Annotated in this window: 16 protein-coding genes and 1 tRNA gene; 10 read left to right on the top strand and 7 right to left on the bottom strand. The window is 44.8% G+C overall.

Annotated elements, in window-relative coordinates; translation table 11 throughout:
- The first annotated feature begins 125 nt into the window (after positions 1 to 125).
- Both BN1938_RS11885 and BN1938_RS11890 read left to right on the top strand, forming a co-directional pair.
- The gene (locus tag BN1938_RS11885; protein ID WP_082202950.1) at positions 126 to 848 is read left to right on the top strand and encodes a LytR/AlgR family response regulator transcription factor; all 723 of its coding nucleotides are present in this window, start codon (positions 126 to 128) and stop codon (positions 846 to 848) included.
- Positions 849 to 876: 28 nt separating this feature from the next.
- Positions 877 to 2,505: an ATP-binding protein gene (locus BN1938_RS11890; RefSeq protein WP_050640778.1), complete on the top strand. Its 1,629-nt coding sequence runs from the start codon at positions 877 to 879 to the stop codon at positions 2,503 to 2,505.
- A gap of 4 nt (positions 2,506 to 2,509) precedes the next feature.
- On the opposite strand, the gene BN1938_RS11895 is transcribed toward BN1938_RS11890, so the two are convergent.
- From BN1938_RS11895 to BN1938_RS11910, 4 genes are all read right to left on the bottom strand, one after another.
- Positions 2,510 to 3,394 carry a Cof-type HAD-IIB family hydrolase gene (locus BN1938_RS11895; protein ID WP_050640779.1) on the bottom strand — a complete coding sequence of 295 codons (885 nt, stop codon included), beginning with the start codon at positions 3,392 to 3,394 and terminating at the stop codon, positions 2,510 to 2,512.
- A 64-nt stretch (positions 3,395 to 3,458) separates the two neighbouring features.
- Positions 3,459 to 4,955, bottom strand: coding sequence for an AAA family ATPase (locus BN1938_RS11900; protein WP_050640780.1), 1,497 nt, complete (start codon positions 4,953 to 4,955; stop codon positions 3,459 to 3,461).
- A gap of 33 nt (positions 4,956 to 4,988) precedes the next feature.
- Positions 4,989 to 6,314, bottom strand: a complete 1,326-nt coding sequence (locus BN1938_RS11905) for a vWA domain-containing protein (protein WP_330581565.1) — start codon at positions 6,312 to 6,314, stop codon at positions 4,989 to 4,991.
- A 59-nt stretch (positions 6,315 to 6,373) separates the two neighbouring features.
- A complete protein-coding gene (locus BN1938_RS11910; protein ID WP_050640781.1) occupies positions 6,374 to 7,333 on the bottom strand; it encodes a leucine-rich repeat protein in 960 nt (319 codons plus the stop codon).
- A 224-nt stretch (positions 7,334 to 7,557) separates the two neighbouring features.
- Between BN1938_RS11910 and BN1938_RS11915 the strand changes: the two genes are divergently transcribed.
- A complete protein-coding gene (locus tag BN1938_RS11915; protein WP_050640782.1) occupies positions 7,558 to 8,547 on the top strand; it encodes a glycosyltransferase family 2 protein in 990 nt (329 codons plus the stop codon).
- A gap of 80 nt (positions 8,548 to 8,627) precedes the next feature.
- Here BN1938_RS11915 and BN1938_RS11920 read toward each other — a convergent pair whose 3' ends face one another.
- Entirely contained in the window at positions 8,628 to 10,595 is a 1,968-nt protein-coding gene (locus BN1938_RS11920) for a DUF7657 domain-containing protein (protein ID WP_050640783.1), read from the bottom strand.
- A 186-nt stretch (positions 10,596 to 10,781) separates the two neighbouring features.
- Here BN1938_RS11920 and BN1938_RS11925 point away from each other — a divergent pair, with 186 nt between their 5' ends.
- From BN1938_RS11925 to BN1938_RS11955, 6 genes are all read left to right on the top strand, one after another.
- Positions 10,782 to 11,252 carry a YbaK/EbsC family protein gene (locus tag BN1938_RS11925; RefSeq protein ID WP_050640784.1) on the top strand — a complete coding sequence of 157 codons (471 nt, stop codon included), beginning with the start codon at positions 10,782 to 10,784 and terminating at the stop codon, positions 11,250 to 11,252.
- 31 nt (positions 11,253 to 11,283) lie between these two features.
- Positions 11,284 to 11,958 carry a response regulator transcription factor gene (locus tag BN1938_RS11930; protein WP_082202951.1) on the top strand — a complete coding sequence of 225 codons (675 nt, stop codon included), beginning with the start codon at positions 11,284 to 11,286 and terminating at the stop codon, positions 11,956 to 11,958.
- Positions 11,955 to 12,989, top strand: a complete 1,035-nt coding sequence (locus tag BN1938_RS11935; RefSeq protein ID WP_050640785.1) for a sensor histidine kinase — start codon at positions 11,955 to 11,957, stop codon at positions 12,987 to 12,989. The genes BN1938_RS11930 and BN1938_RS11935 overlap by 4 nt, the downstream gene beginning before the upstream one ends.
- Positions 12,990 to 13,226: 237 nt before the next feature.
- Positions 13,227 to 13,991 (top strand): ABC transporter ATP-binding protein, encoded by a 765-nt coding sequence (locus tag BN1938_RS11940; protein WP_050640786.1) that lies wholly within the window; start codon positions 13,227 to 13,229, stop codon positions 13,989 to 13,991.
- Positions 13,981 to 16,008 (top strand): FtsX-like permease family protein, encoded by a 2,028-nt coding sequence (locus BN1938_RS11945; RefSeq protein WP_050640787.1) that lies wholly within the window; start codon positions 13,981 to 13,983, stop codon positions 16,006 to 16,008. Before BN1938_RS11940 ends, BN1938_RS11945 begins: the two co-directional genes overlap by 11 nt.
- Positions 16,009 to 16,454: 446 nt before the next feature.
- Positions 16,455 to 16,525: transfer RNA gene (locus tag BN1938_RS11955), tRNA-Cys, on the top strand.
- 362 nt (positions 16,526 to 16,887) lie between these two features.
- On the opposite strand, the gene BN1938_RS11960 is transcribed toward BN1938_RS11955, so the two are convergent.
- Complete coding sequence (locus BN1938_RS11960) at positions 16,888 to 19,194, bottom strand: family 78 glycoside hydrolase catalytic domain (protein ID WP_050640789.1); 2,307 nt, start codon at positions 19,192 to 19,194, stop codon at positions 16,888 to 16,890.
- A gap of 22 nt (positions 19,195 to 19,216) precedes the next feature.
- Positions 19,217 to 20,572 (bottom strand): MFS transporter, encoded by a 1,356-nt coding sequence (locus tag BN1938_RS11965; RefSeq protein ID WP_050640790.1) that lies wholly within the window; start codon positions 20,570 to 20,572, stop codon positions 19,217 to 19,219.
- A gap of 116 nt (positions 20,573 to 20,688) precedes the next feature.
- On the opposite strand from BN1938_RS11965, the gene BN1938_RS11970 reads away from it, so the two are divergent.
- Complete coding sequence (locus BN1938_RS11970) at positions 20,689 to 21,666, top strand: AraC family transcriptional regulator (protein WP_050640791.1); 978 nt, start codon at positions 20,689 to 20,691, stop codon at positions 21,664 to 21,666.
- Positions 21,667 to 21,669 lie beyond the last annotated feature (3 nt).

Genomic DNA, 21,669 nt, shown 5'->3' on the forward strand with positions numbered 1-21,669 from the left:
ATCATATCTCTGCCTTAAAAACATTCTAAAAAAATATGAATTTGCAAAAATCACAAAAATAGCTTTTATCCATTCCTTCTAACTGCGCGGTATGGTAAAATAAGTATATTGAGACAGGGGAGGTGATGCCATTGAAAACACTGCTGATCTGCGACGACGATAAGAGCATCCTGGAGGATCTTAGCTTGCGTCTGTCCCATATTCTTCCTAAAAACTGGGATATCAAAACGTTTCTTGCTCCCGGTGACCTGCGTTTATATTTAGAAACTTCCGCTTCTCTGCCGGATATTATATTTATGGATATTCAATTTGGAGCTGAAAATGGGATCAGTCTGGCTTCTGACATCCAGACCCGTTATCCCTGGATTGCGATTGTATTGATCACCGGATATCTGGATTATGCCAGAGATATCTTTACCATACGTCCCGCCTATTTTCTTGTGAAACCTGTCGATACGGACAAGCTTACGGCGGCAATAGAACGGGCCCTTGCGTTTATGGACTGCTGCCAGGATACGCCGGTTGTTCTGCAGAGCAACGGCAGAATCTTCACACTAAAAAGCAGCGAGATCTGTTACATAGAAAGCGAAAAGCGTCGGCTGCATGTATATACATCGGAAGAAAAATTCACGGTTTATATGAAACTGAATGAGCTGAAGGAAAAACTCCCCGGCTGTTTTTTATCCTGCCATAAAAGCTATGTGGTCAATATGAATTATATCCAGAATTTTACGGCGCAGAAGATGATTCTGCTCAATCAGGCCGAGATACCGGTAAGCCGTTCCAGATATAAGAAGTCAAGAGAAGAATTTCTACGCTTTTTTAGTACGGAAGATTATGATACATAAAACGATTGCCTCGTAAAAGGAAAATGTTATGGTTCTTTATAATATCATCAGGCTGACCCTGGTAACTTCCCTGATAATCTATTTAATAAGCCCGGATGTCGAGCGGCGCCTTTCGTTTGCACTGGCGTTTACAGCTGCATTTTTCCTGCCCGCAAGTGTCTCTATCCCAACCACTTACCATGGTGACTGGCAGATTGCCGCTGTCAGCGAGCTTTTCCGTTTCCTGTTCCAGTTGGCAGTCTGCTATCTCTTCACCGGACGGGGAATGTATTATTTCGTAAAATATATGGTACATTTCATTCTGTTCAACTGCATTTTTTCCGGTTTCACAACCATCGAGGGACTTGTGCTCGGCAACTGGCGGTATTTTCTCCAGGGTATGGCGTTCCTGGAGAATACTTTGTTTCCGACATTGCTGTCTTGTATTGCATTCTTATGCGTATTCGGAATCCTGCGGCTGAAGCTTTTCGACCGCGTCCCCTACACTGTCATGAAGTTCCTGTTCGCGGCGGTATTGCTGCTCGATCTGGCGATGGGGCTGTTTATGCGTCTTACCAATGGAAGCTTAACCGTACTGGCCAGTACGATCGCTTCCGGAACAATACTATTTATTTTTCTGGTTGTGTTTGTCTGGTACCGGCAAAAGCAGGCTTTCCAGCTGCGGAAGCATTATGAACGGATCCTACAGGAGGAATATTCTTTTTATCAGAATATTCAAATTCAGAAGGATGCCGTCCATCAGCTCCGCCACGATCTTGCCAATCATCTGCAGGTGCTGGGGAATTTGTCGCAAAGCCATCTGGAACTGGAAGAGCAAAAGTACAAGCAGTCTCTTCTGCAGTTATTTGACAGTATCCTGACCTCCTTCGGGAAGGAAGCTTCTTCTGCGGATGCAAAAAGCGGGATTTTACGAAAAATCATTCCGCTTCTTATTCTTTCTTTCCTTGGATTCTTTATATTGTGGGAAATATTCTTTCCTTTTATGGATCATCGGTACACCGTGTACGAATGGACGGCCTTTTACTGGTTTTTCATCCTGTTTGCGGTTGCCTGTGTCGTAGTCTGCTTTGGCGCATATCTGGAATACAAAAGGCACAGAGCCCTTCAGACGCTGGAAGGTGCCCAAACATTCAGAAAACAGTGGGAAGATATGATGGTTATGGTCGAAAATCCGCCATTAGAAGATAGTACGCTGTCTGCTCAAGAACTAAAGCCCTTTACACCACAGCCCGTGATCAATACGATGCTGAATGCCAAATACCAGTATTGCCTCCAGAACCATATTTCCACAAACTGGCATGTTTATATTCCGCCGGAGTGTTCGCTGCAGTCCGTAGAAATCACCGGTCTGCTGGTGAATCTCATAGACAACGGAATCGAAGCCTGCCTCCGGGTACCGCAGGACAAACGCCTGTTGAATATCTGTATGCAGGAACGGGCAAATTTTTGGATTGTGGATGTTAAGAATTCTAAATCACCTTTGGAGCACCCGAAACAATTAGATTTTATTTCTGCAAAAGGGGACGGGCATGGGCTTGGACTCCAGATTATCAGAACCATTGTGAATAAATACAACGGAGATATTCAAAGTGTGGATAAGGGAGACTGTTTTCTTGTCACCATCATGTTAGATATACAGAAGCTGGGAACTGTATAATGTTTCAGTTCCCTGCCCCGTACTGCTCCAGAACTTTATAGATAGCATGCGCAGCTCCCAGGTCTTCATTCGATTTTGTCACATATCCGGCCACGGCCTTTACCTCAGGCACGGCATTTTCCATAGCCACAGCAGCCCCAAAATCCATGGACAACATGGAATAATCATTCATGCTGTCCCCCAGCACCATCACTTCCTCCATCTTATATCCCAGTGACTCAATATACTGTTTGAGCACGGGGCCTTTCTGCGCCTTCACATCCGTAATCTCCAGATTTGTTTCGAAAGAAGACGCTACTGCGATATCTTCGTTCTGTTCCAGTTCCGCCCATATCCTTTTCAACATAGGAATATCACCGGAAAACAGGAAAATTTTATATACCGGCACTCCTGCTTCCCTTAGTTCTTCAAAATCAGAAATCTTCTTTGTCATTTTTTTAATCTGCTCATATAAAGGTTCCTTTTTAGCCTGTACTTCATCGATGTCTTTATCCAGATGAAAAACCTTAAGCTGCCGGATAAAACTCTCCTCTATTTCCTCTTCACTTCCAATCCTGTAATCGTAATCATCTGTAGAGAAAACAAGAGATACCGGATATTTTTGCAGCGTTTCATAGATTTCCGCACACAAATCCAGATCAATCGGCGCCGTAAACACGACCTGTTTTTCTGGATTGCGCACTTCAGCTCCACTCCCCACTATGTAATCACAGTACAGGTCTGCGTCTTTTATAACTTCCATGGCTCCCCGGAAGTTTCTCCCGGTTGCAAGCATAAATCGTATGCCCGCATCACACGCCCGGCGTACCGCCTCAAGTGTCTCCGGCGCCAGCCGGTGGTCATCATTCAACAGCGTACCGTCCATATCCGATGCAATAACTTTAATCATACTTCATCTCCTTCTCAAATTGTTAAACTATTCTGAAAACGGAACGTAAAGGGGTCTGACCCCTTTACAGCATTCCTTCCACGCCGTCCATCTGGCGTACAATATCCTGATGCCGTTCGTCAAACAGCAGCCCCTTATTATACCGGTAGTAACTGTCGCTTCCATTCTCTTTGATAAACCAGACACTATAATAGTTTGCATTCAGTTCCGTTATAAACGCGACCATCTCCTGGCTTTGTCCAAATGCATCTTCCAAAAAATCGAATACATACTGAAGTGTCCGGGCTGTATGGTCTATTTCGTCTTCCCGCTTATCCACTTCTTTTTCAAAAAGTGCCTTGACCTCATCGAACACACCGTCCCCGATAAATAGTTCGCCTTTGATACTTATAGCAAATCTCTCAAGCGCCGCAATGACTCGTTTTAATACCAATTCATCCCGGCGGGTCAGCAGTTCTGAACGCATCTGTTGTTCCAGATCTTTTTCCGCCAGATGCCAGATATCCTCTACCATGGAAGTGACCTGGTTCTCCCTGTAGTAGATCAGATACTCATAAAGTTTTGTCACGTAGGCATCCGTCATATAACATTCGGTAAATAACTCGCAGAGTTTACCGTTCAGCAGGCTGACGATACTCAGATGCTCATCAAACGGAGCCGCCTTTACCTTCTGCAGGGTTGCCGTACTCCAATTTCCTTTCAGAATATCCTCTACGCCATAATCCTGTTTGTACTTATAATAGAGCTCGAGATAATTTGCGAAATCCTTGGAAATCGTGCGGTGCTGGATATACTGGTACACCACGTCCCTGTCCACCGTTTTATGCAGACTTTCATAAACCTGGATCAGCTGGGAAAGATCTTCCCAGCCCCGGGCCGTTGCAAAGTATCTGCCATCCACCGTTGTCTCGATCCGGTAAAAGTTCTCTTTTCTGAGTTCCAGATAGGATATCACAGCCGGGTGAATCCCCTGCCTGTATGCATATTCCTTCCAGACATCGAAGTTTTCTTCCACATCAATCTTCTTGATCCGGTCCAGCGTCACGACATCAAATTCCCGGACAGACTTGTTATACTCCGGCGGGTTTCCCGCAGCCACGATAATCCAGCCCTCCGGCACCTTCTGGTTCCCAAAGGTCTTGCCCTGCAGAAACTGAAGCATAGTCGGCGCCAGTGTTTCCGATACACAATTGATCTCATCGATAAAAAGAATCCCCTCTGCAATCCCGGTCTGCTCAATTTTCTCATATACCGACGCGATGATCTCACTCATCGTATACTCGGTTACAGAGTAATTCCTCCCGCCATACACCTTCTCCTTAATAAACGGCAGCCCAACCGCACTCTGCCTCGTATGATGGGTGATGGTATAGGCCACCAGCCCAATCTGGCATTCCTTCGCAATCTGTTCCATAATCTGCGTCTTCCCGATTCCGGGCGGCCCCATCAGCAGAACCGGCCTCTGGCGGATGGCGGGAATCCTGTATTCGCCGAACTCATCCTTCGCCAGATATGCTTCTATGGAATCTTTAATTTCCTGTTTTGCCCTTTTTATATCCATGGCTTTCCCTGTCCTCCAGCTTATAAATAGTAACTATATTGTCTCTTCCAGATCTTCCTGGCCCAATGTCAGTTTGATCGCCCACGGCGGTACATCCGTATCACAGTAATCATCCTGCATAAAAACAAATGCCGTCTTATAAGCAGGCATTTTCCGGGGATATATGCCATACCCATCCGTAAAATACAGAATCCCCCGCAGATCTTCAAAGCTCCCTTTCTCCGCCAGCGCATCCACATAGGCAAAAGCCGGCCGGTAATCCGTCCCGCCTTCCCCGTACAGAGTCAGCTGTTCCATATATTTTGCCAGCTCTTCGGCATTGGTAACACATTGGTCCGAATGCACCTTCTCATCACATTGTATGATATGAATATTTACTTTTTTAAAGAAACTATCCTCTTCACTCAGCACCGAATACGTCTCTTCCAAAAACCTTCTTACCTGGCTGCCTGAACAGGACATCGAGGTATCGATCACCACCGCAAATTCCGAAATCTTCTTTACTTCCTTTGTCTCCTGCGGCTCAATCAAAGGCATATTCCCATAAAGCCGCAGCCCGTAACTGTAAAAAGAATAATCGAAACTGTCTGCATCCACGCCGATTTCTTCCCGAAGTACCGCAAATTTTCTCAAAAACTCTTTATAATTATACCGGTCTCTGTTCTCAATTTTTATCTGATCCAGCAAATCCCCCGCCTGTTCGGATGATTCTTTTGAAAATGTCTCCAGATCCGTTTCCATGCGCTCATTCATATCCTGCCATTTCTGCTGCAGGTTTGGATCCGGCTTCTGCTGTGGGTATTTATTTTCCCAATATTTGTGGTCGTCCACATAAAACTCCTGCTCCAAACGCGCCAGTTCCTTCTCTTCCAAATTCCAGTCCATCAGTAGCGCATAGACCCGCTCCGCATTGAGTACTTTCCGCTCCGCCTCCAGCCTGCGGTAAGTCTCTCTTCTAAGAAGGCTCCTCGAAAACCGGACACAACGGTGCTGGTTCCCGTCTATCATATGTTCAACCGCAATGTCACAGCTCAGGTCCCAGTACCTGTCATCCAGTTCCCGTTTGACCATGTGCCGGAAAATGCAGTGGAATACCATGTGCAGATACCCCCTGTTTACCAGAATCCTGTTTTCTCTGTACATCCCCCCCAGATACTGGGGATGAAAATATATGGAACTCCCGTCTGTCCCAAAAGGATTTACAGTAATATCCATCTGATATAAGAAACTGCTCAGCGCCACATCCAGAAAACGCATTCCCAGATAAAGTTCATCCCGCGCCGCAAATAGAATCTTAGTCCCCACCGCCTCCAGGCGCACTGCTATCTCCTTTTTCTGCTCACTGTCTAATTCGATCACCGCCGGTTCCCTCCTTTCTCCTGCGCACTGCAAAGTCTTATTATATCGTATCCCTCCCGTCAAAGCCTAAACTCTTTTCTAACCGTTGGGAAAGATTTCTGCTTCTCATTCATCAAATAGCTAAGGATCTCTGTCCTGCCCATTTTTGCTGCTGTCTCCAGCGCAAACTCCAACATCCCCGCATCCCACAGCGCATGCGCCGTAAATAATTTGATTTGATCAAAATGTTCTTCTTTTATAAGATACGGCACAACTTCCTGATACCTGTCTCTTATCATATTTTCATAGGAACGCTTATGATTGTCAGACAGATCATATGGACAGGCCAGCCGCCACAATGCCATATCTGCCAGAACATCTGCTTTATCCCGTGCCGCGGCAACCGAAAAAAGACTGTCATATTTGCGGTAATCCACTACTTTATTATAAAAACACTGTCTGTAATTATTTCCGGAACCATGATGCTGTGTAAATAATATCCGTGCAGGCGTATTCTCTACCGCTTCCTCATAATGTTCCGGGAACACAAGAACCGCTTTTCTGCCTTCCTGCTCATAGCAGAACGTAACATCAATCCGCTGCCACAGTTCTCCTAAGATTTCCTTCACGCAGGACTGCCTGCCGCTCTTCATATGCACCTTTAAGAAGGCCAGTCCCCCGCAGCCGGTAAAAGCGCCGCCGCCGATCCGTACCAGCGCATCGGAGAATTCCAGCTTTCGCAATTTTTTGCAGCCATAAAATATATAATTACCGATTTCCCGCACCGTATCCGGAAAAATGATTTCTTCCACATTCCCCCCTGCAAGAAGCTCCTCTTCTCCCTTAAAAAGGGCATGATCTTCCGTCTCATAGACCAGGTATTCCCGATCTTCACTGTCCCTGCGGTCAGAAAATGTATAAGCAGCCACCTTTTCCACAGGCAAACCGTCAATACACTCCGGCAGAACTACTTTCCCGTCGCATCCAAAACATCTGATAATTTCAATAGACTGATTCTCTTCCCGGTAATAAAACTTCATAAATTTCTACTGACCTCTTTTTACTCCTTTTGCCACCTACTCATTATAAAAGTGCGGGGCATTTTTTTCAACTGCTCTGGTTATTTTATCTTTTATACTCACGTATTACTTCCTTACATTAAATGATACAGGATTAAGTTTAAGATTTGTCCTTGCATATGATAAATCAATAGTGTAGTATAAAATCAGTGATTTTACAAATGAATTAGGGGGATTAACATATTATGGATAAAATCGCAGTATTAATTCCGTGCTATAATGAAGGTAAGACCGTCACCAAGGTAGTTACCGACTGGAAAGAAGCCCTTCCCGAGGCAACCATATACGTATATGATAACAATTCTTCAGATGACACCGCCATACTGGCAGAAAAAGCCGGCGCCGTTGTCCGCCATGAATACCAGCAGGGGAAAGGAAATGTTATCCGCCGCATGTTTCGTGAAATTGACGCAGAAGCATATTTAATGGTAGACGGTGACGACACATATCCGGCAGAATTCGGACGGGACATGGTGGACAAGGTTCTTAACCGCAATGCCGATATGGTAGTTGGCGACAGACTCTCCTCCACCTATTTCACAGAAAACAAACGTCCGTTTCATAATTTCGGCAATTCTCTTGTCCGAAAAGCAATCAATTTGCTCTTTAAAAATGATATCAAGGATATTATGACCGGATACCGCGCTTTCAGTTACAATTTTGTAAAAACATTTCCGGTACTCTCAAAAGGATTTGAGATCGAAACTGAGATGAGCATCCACGCCGTCGATAAAAATATGCGCGTAGAAAATGTCGTTATCGAATACAGAGACCGCCCCGAAGGCAGCGAGTCCAAGCTGAACACTTACAGTGACGGAATGAAGGTTCTCCGTACAATCGCAAGACTTTACAGAAGCTACAAACCGCTGGGATTCTTCTCCGCCTTCGCACTTCTTCTGGCGGTTATCAGCACTATTTTCATCATTCCGGTCATCGTAACCTATGCGCGCACCGGCCTGGTGCCCAACTTCCCGACACTGATCGTCTGCGGCTTCGTTTACCTGACCGCAATCATAGCGTTCTTTGCCGGACTGATTCTATCCTCGATCGTGCATCAGGAGCGGCAGAACTTCGAAATACGACTGATCGCATGTCAGCACCGGTATGACCTTACGTTAAATAGAAACGAGGACGAGGACGGGATAAAACAAGAAAACCCAGCTGAATGGGTTTAAACAAATTGATAAACAATTCTGAAAAACAGCCGCAAAGGGGTCAGACCCCTTTGCGGCCTCTTTTTTAATATCAACCAATGTCAATACTCTACCTGATACAGATAATACCTTCCGATTTTTTCCGTCTCATTAAACTGGATTTCTTCTGAACTCAACCCACTTAAATCTTTATCCGTCATAATGTGCTTTACTTGAAGTACCTTCAGTTGATCAGGTTGTAGATTTACAACCAACTGATCATCATACGGGTTGAAAAATACCGGCTCCTGTGAGGTCTCATCCACAATATTTATGATAATATGTGCGTAACGATTATACTTGCTGAAATCTTTTTTTTCAGTGTCAAACTGCTCCCAGCGCTCCAGATCCGGATATACATTTGTCGTATTGATCGTTGGCGCTCCCACAGTTATGGGCAGGTTCAGATATGGGAAGCCCAGGCCTTCCACCATCCACAAACCTTTGCCCTGATCCGCTTCTGTTTGTTCCTTTATGGCCATAGTCAGTTTACTGGAATAGATAGAATCTGCCCCCTGATGTACTGGATTTACCGCTATCCCACAGACTAAGGAGATCATCAGTGCATAACAGGCCAGGCCTGCATATCTTTTCCACTTCATCGCCGCAAAAATGAGGACTGCCCCAGCAGCGATGACTGCAAGCAGTACCAGTGCCTTCTTCTTTCCCATAAACTGCGTGTAATATATAAAACAGATTCCCGCAAGTCCTGCTCCAATTACAGAAGAAATAGTGACGGCAGTTTTGCTCTTATAATTCACAATACTTTCCGAGATAAGATAGACGAGCAGCACAATACTGAGAAATCCGACTCCGACCAGCACCCTTCTTCCCTGGCACATACTCAGAAGTGTGGCTTTGGCAAGCAGAGAGGGCCATGGAAACGCGCAGTACAAGGCAAGAAAACAAGTTCCCGCCGTCATCGTGATTAACAGCGGATCCTTCTTTTTACTCCTAACAATCTGGATTATCCCTAAAATTATACCTAAGGGGAAGAAAGAGAAAAACTGCGCTTCTTCACAAACGTTAGATATCCCAAGACCTGGATCAATATACGGAAAAAACAAACCTCCTGCCCAGCTGAACATTCTTAGAAGCGAAGCTCCCCCCACAAAGGATCTGCTGCCAGGATAAGATGTGTTTAATACCAGCTCAATGGTGTCTGCAGACTTCAGGAAAATGGCCCCTAGCGCTCCGGTCATCAACATAAGAAGAACTACCGCACTCAAAATAACAGAACCCTTTTTCCATGTTACGTTCCTCCGCTCCCGCAGAATAATGCCTATCAACAGAAAAAGGTAAGCATATCCAAGCGGAATCTGCCAGGAGGGATAAAATACCAGAATATATGCTATCCCACACCATGCAATCCCCGCCGACAGCAACAGTTTCTTCCACAGGAATTCTGTATGCATCCACCGGACAAACATAAGAACGGCCAGCTGGCCAAACACCAGCATCTCCACCAGACCGTTAATTGCAAACCACCAGGCAACAACCGGAGAACAGCACACTAACAGCACATATGTCAAAGACAGTAGTTTTTTCTTTTTTGTCAAATACATTCCAAATTCCAGAGATACCAAAAACAGCGCCAGCATCCGGGCACACCAGAAAAATGCCAGCCCCCGCGAAGGTCCCAGAAAAAGATAACCGATTTGGAACGGGCGGAAAATGACCTCCCATGACTTTACCGGCTGCCCGTATACAATAAATGCATCCGTACTGTCTCCCCTGATTGTTTCTGAAAAATACGGGTATTTTCCCGTATGGTTATATTCCTGCGAAAAAGCCATGGGCGTACTCACCGCCCATTCATCCGTTCTGATGCTCCTGCTGGTTCCCAGCAGATCACCACTGTTATCCTGGGCACTGCTTTCATATGTGCCGTCGAGAAGAACGGACCAGAACCCAATGGAAGACCCGCTAATTTCAAACAAGACAGAGCATAACAGGATAACGGCCGCCACAAGATAGCGCAGCTGATACAGCCTTTCCGCAAAATACCCTTTTTCCTTCAAATTCTTCACGCTAAATTATTCTCCTTTATATAAAATTTACCCTCTTTGCTTATGTCTATTGACATAATAGCTTATAGCCAATATTTCGTCAATCATGAACTTTCAGCCCACAGTCTAAATCCTAAAATTGACATTCTATTAAATTAGTTATACTCTATATTACAGAAGTATTTTTTAGAAAAGAGGGAGATAATCATGTCAATTGAAAAGGTCAAAGCATATTTTGCCGGGTACGGCCTGGAGGACAGAATCCTGGAGCCGGAGGCATCCAGCGCTACTGTGGAGGAAGCTGCCCGTGCTGTTGGCTGCGAACCTGCACGCATCGCCAAAACCATGTCTTTTCTGACGGCAGACGGTCCAATTCTAATAGTAATGGCCGGAGATGCCCGGACGGACAACAAGAAGTTTAAAGCAGAGTTCCACGAAAAGGCCCGCATGATCCCGCATGATCAGGTTGAAGTGCTGACAGGCCATGCGCCGGGCGGTGTCTGTCCTTTTGTTGTGAATGACGGTGTGGGGGTCTATCTGGACGAATCTTTAAAACGGTTCTCGACTGTATACCCCGCTGCCGGAAGCGGAAACAGTGCAATCGAACTGACACTTGACGAGCTCGAGAAACATTCCCATTCCAAGAAATGGATTTGCATCTCAAAAGACTGGAATTAGATTCAGATAATGTTGTCAGGAGGGCTGCTATTTGTACCGCATTTTAATTGTGGAAGACGAGAAAGATATTCGCCTGGAACTGAAACTGATGCTGGAAAATGCTTTGTACCAGGCAGAAGCTGCGGAGGATTTCTCTGATATCCCCCGCCTTGTGGATGAAACTGCCCCGGACCTGATCCTTCTGGACATCCAGCTGCCGGGAACCGACGGCCTGAAGGTCTGCCGGGATATCCGAAAAAAGACGGATGTGCCCATCATTTTCGTAACCAGCCGCAGCAATTCCATGGATGAGCTTAACGGCATGATGATGGGCGGTGACGATTATATAACAAAGCCTTACCAGGCGCCCATTCTGCTCGCCCGGATCGCAGCGGTCCTGAAGCGGACGGGGCACAATAAAGCACCGGAGAATCCCTGCAGGTTTACCTGGAAAGGCTGCGAACTGGATATGCTGCAGGGCACCCTTACATATGAAGGCAGATCCGAACAGCTGACCCGGAACGAACTGCGCATCTGCTGCAACCTGTTTTCACGGGCAGGGCAAATCATTTCCCGGGAGGAATTGATCGACGATCTCTGGGAAAACCAGATTTTTATTGATGACAATACTTTAAGCGTTAATATCACCCGCATACGCGGTAAACTGAAAGAAATCGGCCTGGAAAATCTGATCGTAACCAGGAGAGGGCAGGGATATCAGCTATGAACTTTTTAGAATTCATGAAGGACAAGATCCTGCTTCTGCTCTTTCAATTACTTTGTATGCTGTTGAGTTATGTTTATTTGGGCATCTGCGGCCTGAAGAACAATCAGATGATTTTACTTTATCTCCTCTGGTTCTTCCTGCTGGCAGTCTGGTTTTTTGTGTCCTGGTACAGAAGAAACCGTTATTTCCGTGAAATATTTCATATACTCAATGGACTGGACAAGCCCTATCTGATCTCAGAGATCATGCCGGAATCCTGGCGGCTGGAAGACAGGCTCTATCGAAGACTGCTGAAACAATCCAATAAATCCATCATTGACGCCATACACCATCTGGAAAATGAGCGGACCGAATATAAGGAATTCATAGAAAACTGGATTCATGAAGTCAAGCTTCCTCTCACAGCCATGAATCTGATCTGTGACAACCGCAGGGAACCACATTCCTGGAGCCCCGAGGATACCCGACGCCTGAAATCCCATCTGGGCGAGCTGGAAAACGATGTGGACAAGGCCCTTTACTATGCCCGGTCAGACACAGTCTGCCAGGATTACATGATACGGAAATTTCCGCTGAAGAACCCCGTTTATACCGCAATCCGCCGCCTCCAGCCATATCTGATCCAGAACGGCGTTTCCATAAATATGCAGGCCGGCAGTGAAAATGTATACTGCGACGATAAATGGCTGGAGTTCATCATCGGCCAGATCATCATCAATGCCGTCAAGTATAAAAAAGAAGACGGCTGCCTTATCACCATCCGTACACAAAAACAGGAGCGGAAAATAATTCTATCCATTGAGGACAACGGAATCGGCATACGCTCAGAAGAACTGGGCCGTATCTTCGACAAAGGATTTACCGGCAGCAATGGACGGCAAAACCGGCAGTCTACAGGAATCGGTCTCTATCTCTGCAGGAAATTAAGCCGAAAACTTGGAATCACCCTGGATGCACAGTCAGAATACGGAACCTATACCCGTATCCTGCTGATATTTCCCGATGGCGGCAGCCATTTTGGGAGAGATTAAAAGAGAACCCTTTCTCTGCTGTTCACAGGGCCGTGCACCTTGCCGCAAGGCATCCGAACCAATAAAGTAACAATCTTTCAATTTTGTAAGGTTACTGAAAGCTGATTTGATACAACCTGATCACATTTTCCGTTACAATATTGATATCCAGAGGCGGCCCGCAATCCACAACCCGCGGAATAAAAGGGGTGATAAGCCGCCCGTCAAGAAGTAACGGGAAAGGAAGGTATCGATTTCATGAAGGAACTGCTCCATATAGAAGATGTGGAAAAATATTATGGAAACAAAAACAATCTGACCAAAGCAATTGACCGCATAAGCTTTACCATTGACCAGGGGGAATTTACCGCAATCATGGGGGCCAGCGGCAGCGGAAAGACGACGCTCTTAAACCTGCTCGCAACAGTAGACACCGTAACCTCCGGGCATATCTGGTATGGCCGGGACGACATTACAAACATGAACGAGGATCAGATGGCGGACTTCCGCAAAAACAATCTCGGCTTTGTGTTCCAGGACTACAATCTTCTGGATACGCTTACTCTGAAAGAAAACATCGCTCTTGCCATGTCGCTTACCAAAAAAGGAAAACGGGAGATTGAAAAGCAGACAAAAGATATCATGGAGAGGCTGGATATCTGGTCTTTCCGTGACAAATTCCCTTATCAGGTCTCCGGCGGTCAAAAACAGCGCTGCGCCTGTGCAAGGGCTCTCATTAACCATCCCAAAATCGTATTTGCCGATGAGCCGACCGGGGCCCTGGATTCCAAATCCTCCCGGATGCTGCTCGAAACATTTTCCTATATGAACAGCGCGCTCAATGCAACCATCCTCATGGTAACTCATGACGCTTTCTCCGCGAGTTACTGCAGCCGCATCCTTTTTCTGAAGGACGGGCAGATCTTCCATGAGCTGCGCCGGGGCCCGGGGACAAGGAAAGAATTTCTAAATGAAATCCTGGACGTTCTCTCCCTGACTGGAGGTGACGGGTATGCTGACTAAGCTGGCCCTGCGCAATGCCAGGCGCTCTCTCAGGGACTATCTCATTTATCTTATGACAATGGTCTTGATCACCGCCATGATGTTCGCCTTCAATTCTATGATCTTCTCCGATGCCGTCCTGGAAATCTGCACGGAAGCAGGAATGCTGGCGGCCATGCTTGGAATGGCAACCTTCTTCATCGTACTGATCATTATCTGGCTTGTGCACTATATGGTTAAATTCATGGCAGAAAAACGAAGCCGGGAGTTTGCCACCTATCTCCTTCTGGGCTTTTGCAAAAAGCAGATTGCCAACCTTTTCTTAAAAGAGACGATCCTGCTTGGAGGGGTGGCATTTGTCATCGGCCTGCTCCCCGGAGTATTTCTTCAGCAGATCCTCACCACCCTGATATATGCCATGGTAAATGCAGACTACAGCATCCGGCTTGAATGGAAAATAGGTACCCTGCTGATGACGGCGGGGATCTACTGCGGATCCTATCTGCTGGCCCTTTTCAGGAATAAACGCAGGTTTAAGAAAATGAACATCAGGGATATGATGTATATGGATCATCAGAACGAAGAATTAAAGAACGGCAACAAATCCGGCAAACAGTGGATGTTCTTCGCCTCTGTGGCTTTCATGCTCATTTTCGGCTGGATGCTGCTCTTCGGCCGCTTTAACGATTGGAACGTGTATCCCATGATCCTGGGGCTGGTGGTATCCGTTTATCTGCTCTATATGGGGCTCTCCGCTTTCCTCATCGGCTACATCAAAAAAGGCCGGGCCGGCGTCTGGAACCAGGCCAATATCTTCGTGCTGCGCCAGCTTTCCTCCAAGATCCGGACCATGCAGTTCACGCTTGGCACACTGACGGTCCTCTTTATGGTCGCTTTAATAGGAGCCTCCTGCGCCCTCATGCTGAACCAGTTCCAGAACACACAGTCTGACGAGAAATGGCCCTTCGACATTGCCGTATACCATCAGGATCCGGACTACGATTTCGCAGGAGAAAAGGAGGCCATACAAAAAGCGGCGGAAATAAAAGACGCATATATTTACCAGATATTTGAAAATGAATCCGATGACATGAACAATTTCCTGATTCATAATTATTCCCTGGCAGATAAAAGCTCTTACTACAAATATGACACCTATATGAAGCTATCCGATTACAATTATCTGCGCAGAATGCTGGGGTACCCGGAAGTATCTCTGGGGGAAAAGGAATATCTGCTCCACATCAAGTCCCGCCTGGCCAAGACGGCCGCCCCCTTCACGGAACATCCAATCGATATAGGCGGCGACCCGTACACCTGCTCCGGCATATACACAGAAGGCTTCGAGCAGAGCGGGCACAACGGGGCTGACTACATCCTCATCGTACCGGATCAGACCGCCGAATCCATGAAGCCGTATTATTCGCTTCTGATGGCCCAGATAAACGGCACCGTTCCCAAGGACTTCGGAGACACCCTCCTGAGCATCCAGGGGATCACATGGAATGAAGAAGAATACGAGTATGAAGGATACGGCGATGCCGAAGCACACAGAGGATACGGAACCGACAACATCTATGTCTCCGACAGCTACACCTTTGTACGGCAGAACGAAATGCGGGAAATGAAATTCCTCATGTCCACTCTCATTTTCCCGCTCTTTTATATAGGACTCGTCTTCCTGTGCGTAGCGCTCACCGTACTGGCAGTGCAGCAGCTAAGCGATTCAAGTAAATACCGCTACCGTTATAACCTGCTGCGAAAACTGGGCCTGCAGGAAAAAGAACTGAACAGCCTCATCCTGAAACAGCTGTTCCTGTACTACCTCTGCCCCTTTATCGGTGCACTTCTGATCAGCGGAGGGATCGCAGGCTATATCAGCCATGCATTCGTCACATATTCAGGAGTGGTGGCGCCGGTGTGGTCTTATTTTGGATTATCACTGCTGCTCTTTGGGGGGATCTATATGATCTACTTTATAGTAACTTATATTGAATTCAAGAGGAATATTCTTGGGGGTGAAAGGGGACGGGTCTGATGAAGGGGGCGCCGTGAGAACCGGATATGGGGATGTCTGGAAACGGGGCCGGGCTGTAAACAGGAGTAGCTGTTGGTTGATTTCAGGACTATCTATATATAAAGCATACCTTGTCCAAATCAATCCCATATTCCATCATGAATTGATATGGAAATATGAGCAATCCCCCTCTTGGATTCCTGCAATTTTGCGGAAGATACGCATGAAAGTCTCCGCTGTTGACCATAAGCAGGGTGTCTTTCGGAACGTCATACACGACTCCGTTTTTCCAGAAGCGGCAGGGATTGCTGATGTAATTTGCAATCTCAAAACTGTCATTAGAAGAGAAGGTCAGACTTCATTTAAGGATCGAGATTAAAGTTCGCTTGATCTCTTGACGTTTTGAGATTTTTTTGGTATAATCTAAAAGCTGATTGAGTAGTATATAAAGTACAGCGATTAGCTAAGGCGCAGTAGCCAAGCGGTAAGGCGTGGGTCTGCAACACCCTGATCACCGGTTCAAATCCGGTCTGTGCCTCTCCCAAACTTAAGAGTTTAAGGTGCACATTGATGAGTTCATGATTAAGAACTTGTTATAATTGCTGACAGACTTTGATCCAAGACGGACATATCGTCAATAGATGGTATGTCCGTTTTGTTGTATGATGCTAACCGCTTAGCACAAAGTGGGCAAGCCCACCTCAACTCCCCACCCCCTCACTCATGAGGGGCTTGCACACTTTGGCGCCGCCGCGATGCCGCCTTGCGGCTATTTACCTTATCGCGGCGTGTGCATCTCCCCTGAGGGGTTTTATGATATAGGAAATTCCAGAGGAATTTCCTATATCATAAAAAAGAAGATCCAGTTCACCTTTATTGGAGAAATACTCTTATACCCTTTTATGATTGATATTCACACTCCAATCTATGGTATCCGCCTGTAACTTCCTTAATTTTTCCGTTCGGTAGGATAATTTCCGCGGGGATACCTTCCGGTATTCTAACATCAAGAATGAAACGTTGATCTTTGATTTCCCAATCGCTGCGAATCATGCCCTGAATACTTTCATAACTACATGAGGCATTTTTCAAACTTCCGCCAGGAACCGGGGCGATACGAATCTTTTGAAAACCCGGTTGTGCAGGCTGAATGCCGGCGCAATACGCAAACAACCAGGCAACGACTGCGCCGGGTGCAAAATGATTATGGGAGTCTACAGGTACGCCGTTTCCAACGATACCGTTCCAGCTTTCCCATGTTGTTGTGGCTCCTTTCGTAACTGCAAATAACCACCCCGGCTGCTTTGTATTCTCTAGAAGTTTATACGCTGTTTCGCTGTATCCACATTCTGTTAGTACTTTCAACACCTGCCAGGTAGTTAAAAATCCAGTTCCTATTTTATAATCATTTTCTTTACAAAGAGAATTCAATTTTGCACATATCTTCTCTTTTTGCTCTCCACTTACCAGTTGATGCGCAATGGGCCTGACATATCTGCAATGACGTTTTGAATACACCATACCTTTTTTTAAAAACTCCTTATGATATGCCTGATACAGTTTTTCAGATAAAACCTCATATTTTTCTATGTCCTGCGTTTTTCCGAGAATTTTTGCCATAGTTACAAACTGCATGACTGTTGTATAAAACCAAGCCGTTGTTACTTCTGTGTCCGGAAAAAACAGATCCTTGAGTACATCTTTATACATCGGTCTTCCCGGTTCCAACCATTCACCGTAATGAAAGCCTGTTTCTACTATATATTTGCGATGTTTTCCGCACTTAAAAAGGAAAAACGGATTTTTCTTTTTTGCCCGCTCCACATTAAAATCTATAAACCGTTTTACGGAATCATAGACATCTTGCAAATCTTCTTTTTTACCGTAAAATTGATACAGCTCTATAGATATATTTGCAATGGCGTTTGACCAGCCAAGACATCCTCTCTGCCGCATTGGCTTTCCGGCGCATGGAACAACATACGGAAAATTTCCGTCGTCACTCTGCTCATATTTGTAATCCTGCAGCCATTTTTTTAAAAACTTTCTGGAATCACTTAAATAGCACGCTGTTTCTGCAAAAACAGAAATATCTGCAGTCCATCCACTTCGCTCTCTGGTGGGGCAGTCCCCGGGAATATCAACAAAATTACTTTTTAGGCTCCATCGCACATTTCGCACCAATTGGTTGATCAGTTCATTTGAACAGTGGAAATGGCCCTTCATCGTTATATCAGAATACACCGCAATTCCTTCAAAATTTTCTGCAATTACCTCTTCCGGCCAGTTTTTCAAAAGTACATATCGAAATCCACTATTTAAAAAGAGCGGTTGAAATGTCTGGTTTCCGTCTTTTAAAACATATTCTAGTTTCTGCCCAACTTCACCGCTGATACTCCCTGAGCCTTCCGCCACAAGATTTTTCATTGTGAAATTACCGTTTTCGTCGAGAACCTCTCCCATGGTAAGAGAAACACTTGTTCCCGCCTCACCTGTAACATGAAAACGGACATATCCAGCAAAATTTTGTCTCATATCAAGAACGACATTACCGTCGGGCGTATGAAGCACCTGCGGGGTAAAGTGCTCATGTTCCAGAATCAATTCTCCCTGCTGCGGAATTATCTGCCCATTATAGGGCGCAAGGTAGGCCCTATGCCACTGGCCCTTTACCATGTCATAGCCCGGTATATTCCAGCCAATCAATTCTTTTGATGCATCATAACGCTCTATGGTCTTGAGATTGTTTTCACGCAGCGCGCCCGACTGAGATACACTCCAATTTTCATTCGTCGTGATAGTTTCTTTTGTGCCATCTTCAAAATGAAGTTCCAGATAACATAAAAACTTTGTCTTTGTACCGTAGGCGTTTCTAACGCTCCCTATGTCAATACATCCACGATACCATCCGTCTCCTACAACGGCCCCCAGTACATTTTCACCCTGCAGTATGTTTGCCGTTACATCATATTCCTGATACTGCACACGATAGCGATAATCCGTATATCCCGGTGTCAGCTGCTGCTCTCCTAAGCGCTCACCATTCAGATATCCTACGTAAACGCCAAGCGCAGACATAATCAGATTTGCTTCGGAAATCTTTTTATCAACTACAAAAGAGTATCTCACATAAGCACCATTCTGCTGGATCTTCGGATCGATATCCTGTTCCAGTTCAACAAAAAATTGATTTAAATGTTTATTCATCTGCCGCTTCCCTCCTTCACTATTATTCAGCTCTGATCTCATCCATCTGTGGGTCAACGTTACAACAATACAGACAAATTAAAACAATAAAATTTATAAACAACGGAACAAATGCAACTGTATAGCGTTCTACCGCAATTGTATAGGCAGACTGCACCGCGCCTGCTGCAGCTAATGCCCCATCATATTTTGCAATTTCAAGAATCATACCGGTAATCGCTGCACCAATTCCCAAACCTGCTTTATTACAAAAGCTTGTTGCGCTCATCATCACACCGGTCGCATTTGTTTTGAATTTGTATTCACCATAATCGCAAATATTTGCCACGCGTGCTTGAAAGCATGCTGCAAAAGCTGAGCCACACAAACCTGCGATAATCTGTCCAGCGAAATACGTCGGCACATTTGTTGTTATCAGACCGAATGCTGCAACGATCAGACCAATCATATAACCCACACGTCCATATACCAGAATTTTATGATGTCCAATTTTTTTTGCAAGAGCAACTGCTGCCGGAAGACCGATTAACGTCGGTAATAATACCGCTAAAGTAACTAGTGTATATAATCCTGCGTTGCCAAAAATATCACGACAGAAATAAACTCCAAGTCCTGTTGTTATACCATTGATCAAATTAATCAGAAGTCCCGCAGCAACTGCGAACAGATAGTACTTATTGTGGAATATACTGTATACAACCGTTTTCATAGAACCGCTTTTCTTTTGATTCCTGTTCGCAGCTTTGGGAATATTTCTTTCTTTTAAACGAACTGTTGCAAAGATGCCTAATACTAGAACCAGAACTGAGTACAGAATTATCGTTATATCATATCCGAATTGTGTATAACCAAATGACACTAACAGGACGGATGTTAAAGTTGTCGCCACCAATCCGCCAATATAAGTTCCCGCCATATTGGAGGCCCCGAATTTATTTCTTTCCTGTGTATCGTTTGTCAGATATACCATCAGTGTGGAGTTTGCGACGCCTTCCATTGTTGCAAAGACAACCATAAGAAGAAAATAAGTAACTGCAAGCCAAACCACTTTACCACTGATGCTAAGAGAGCCCGGTGCATGGAAAATAAGAAACATAGTCAATGTTACACCTATGGTTCCAGTCAAAATCCATGGCCTTGCTTTTCCTAACCTGGTATTTGTCCGGTCAATTAAACCTCCTATAAGCAAATCACTGATGCCATCTGTAAATCTCATGAGCAGAACAACACTTCCAACTACCCCCGCCGAGACCAATGCAACGTCTGTATAGTATGCTGAAAGAAATGAACTTAGCAGATACTGCGGTAATATATATACCAGCGCAGAACATGCATAAGCGATGTAATCAACTGCTCCAATTTTTCTTGTCTTACTCATATAAATATTCTCCTCCCATGTGTGAAATATTATTTTTATATTGATTATAATTTCTCTTTGTTTTAAAATATAGTTACTTTCATCAACAAAAATATAACTTTCGTACAGGAGAATTTATGCCATATAATTATCACGGTCTTTCATTGTTTACATTATCTGATATCGTAGATGACAAAAAAATAGAGGCTCATTATAAATGCCTATCCGGTAAAATGCCAGAAGTTGAATTAAAAAAAATCCGTCCTTTTCATCAAGGCGCATTTCAGCTCTCCGGCACAAACCACTTTATGCCGGATTTTATTGTCAGCGAAGAAGCAAAGCAAACATTGAGCTACCCTCAGGGATTTCTAATTATGGAAGCCGACAGTTCTTACTATACAGACCGGAAAAATCTGGATTCTTATGAAATTAGTTTTACTCTGGAAGGAAAAGGGTTTTTAGAATACCGTGGAATGAAATATCAGCTGGAAAAAGGAGAAGGGTATTTTATCAGTTGTAAAGAACATCATTTATATGGCACAGCCACAGAAAAATGGAGCCGGACTATTTTCCATTTAAATGGTTCTCTTGTAGAAACATTATTTTCAAAATATTCTTCTGATAGAAATGTAAAGTTTACATTGAATTCGTTTCCCAATTTTGAAATGCTGCAACTACAAGTATTGAAAGCATCTCAAAAAATTATGCCATACCGCGAATATCGGGTTTCCTGTCTGATAGATTTACTGCTAACGGAGCTGTTGACAGCCAATAATGCTACAGCATTTCCTGCCTCAACGCAAAATGTGATTGCAGCAATCATACAGCATTTGAGAGATTATTATAATCAGGATATCACATTAACAGACCTTGCACATGATTTTGGAATCAATAGAACCAACCTATGTAAAGAGTTCAAAAACTATACCGGTTTTTCTATAAAACAGTATGTCTTGACACTTCGTATCAATCATGCAAAACTTTTTTTAAGAAACAGTAATTATCGTGTGGAAGAAATTTCGGAACTTATTGGTTTTCATGATACTGCCCATTTTATTCAGATTTTCAAAAAAATGATTGGACTTACTCCACATCAGTTTCGTAATCAGATATAGTAA

The sequence above is a fragment of the Eubacterium sp. SB2 genome (assembly GCF_001244405.1).
Classification (GTDB): domain Bacteria; phylum Bacillota; class Clostridia; order Lachnospirales; family Lachnospiraceae; genus Faecalicatena; species Faecalicatena contortus_B.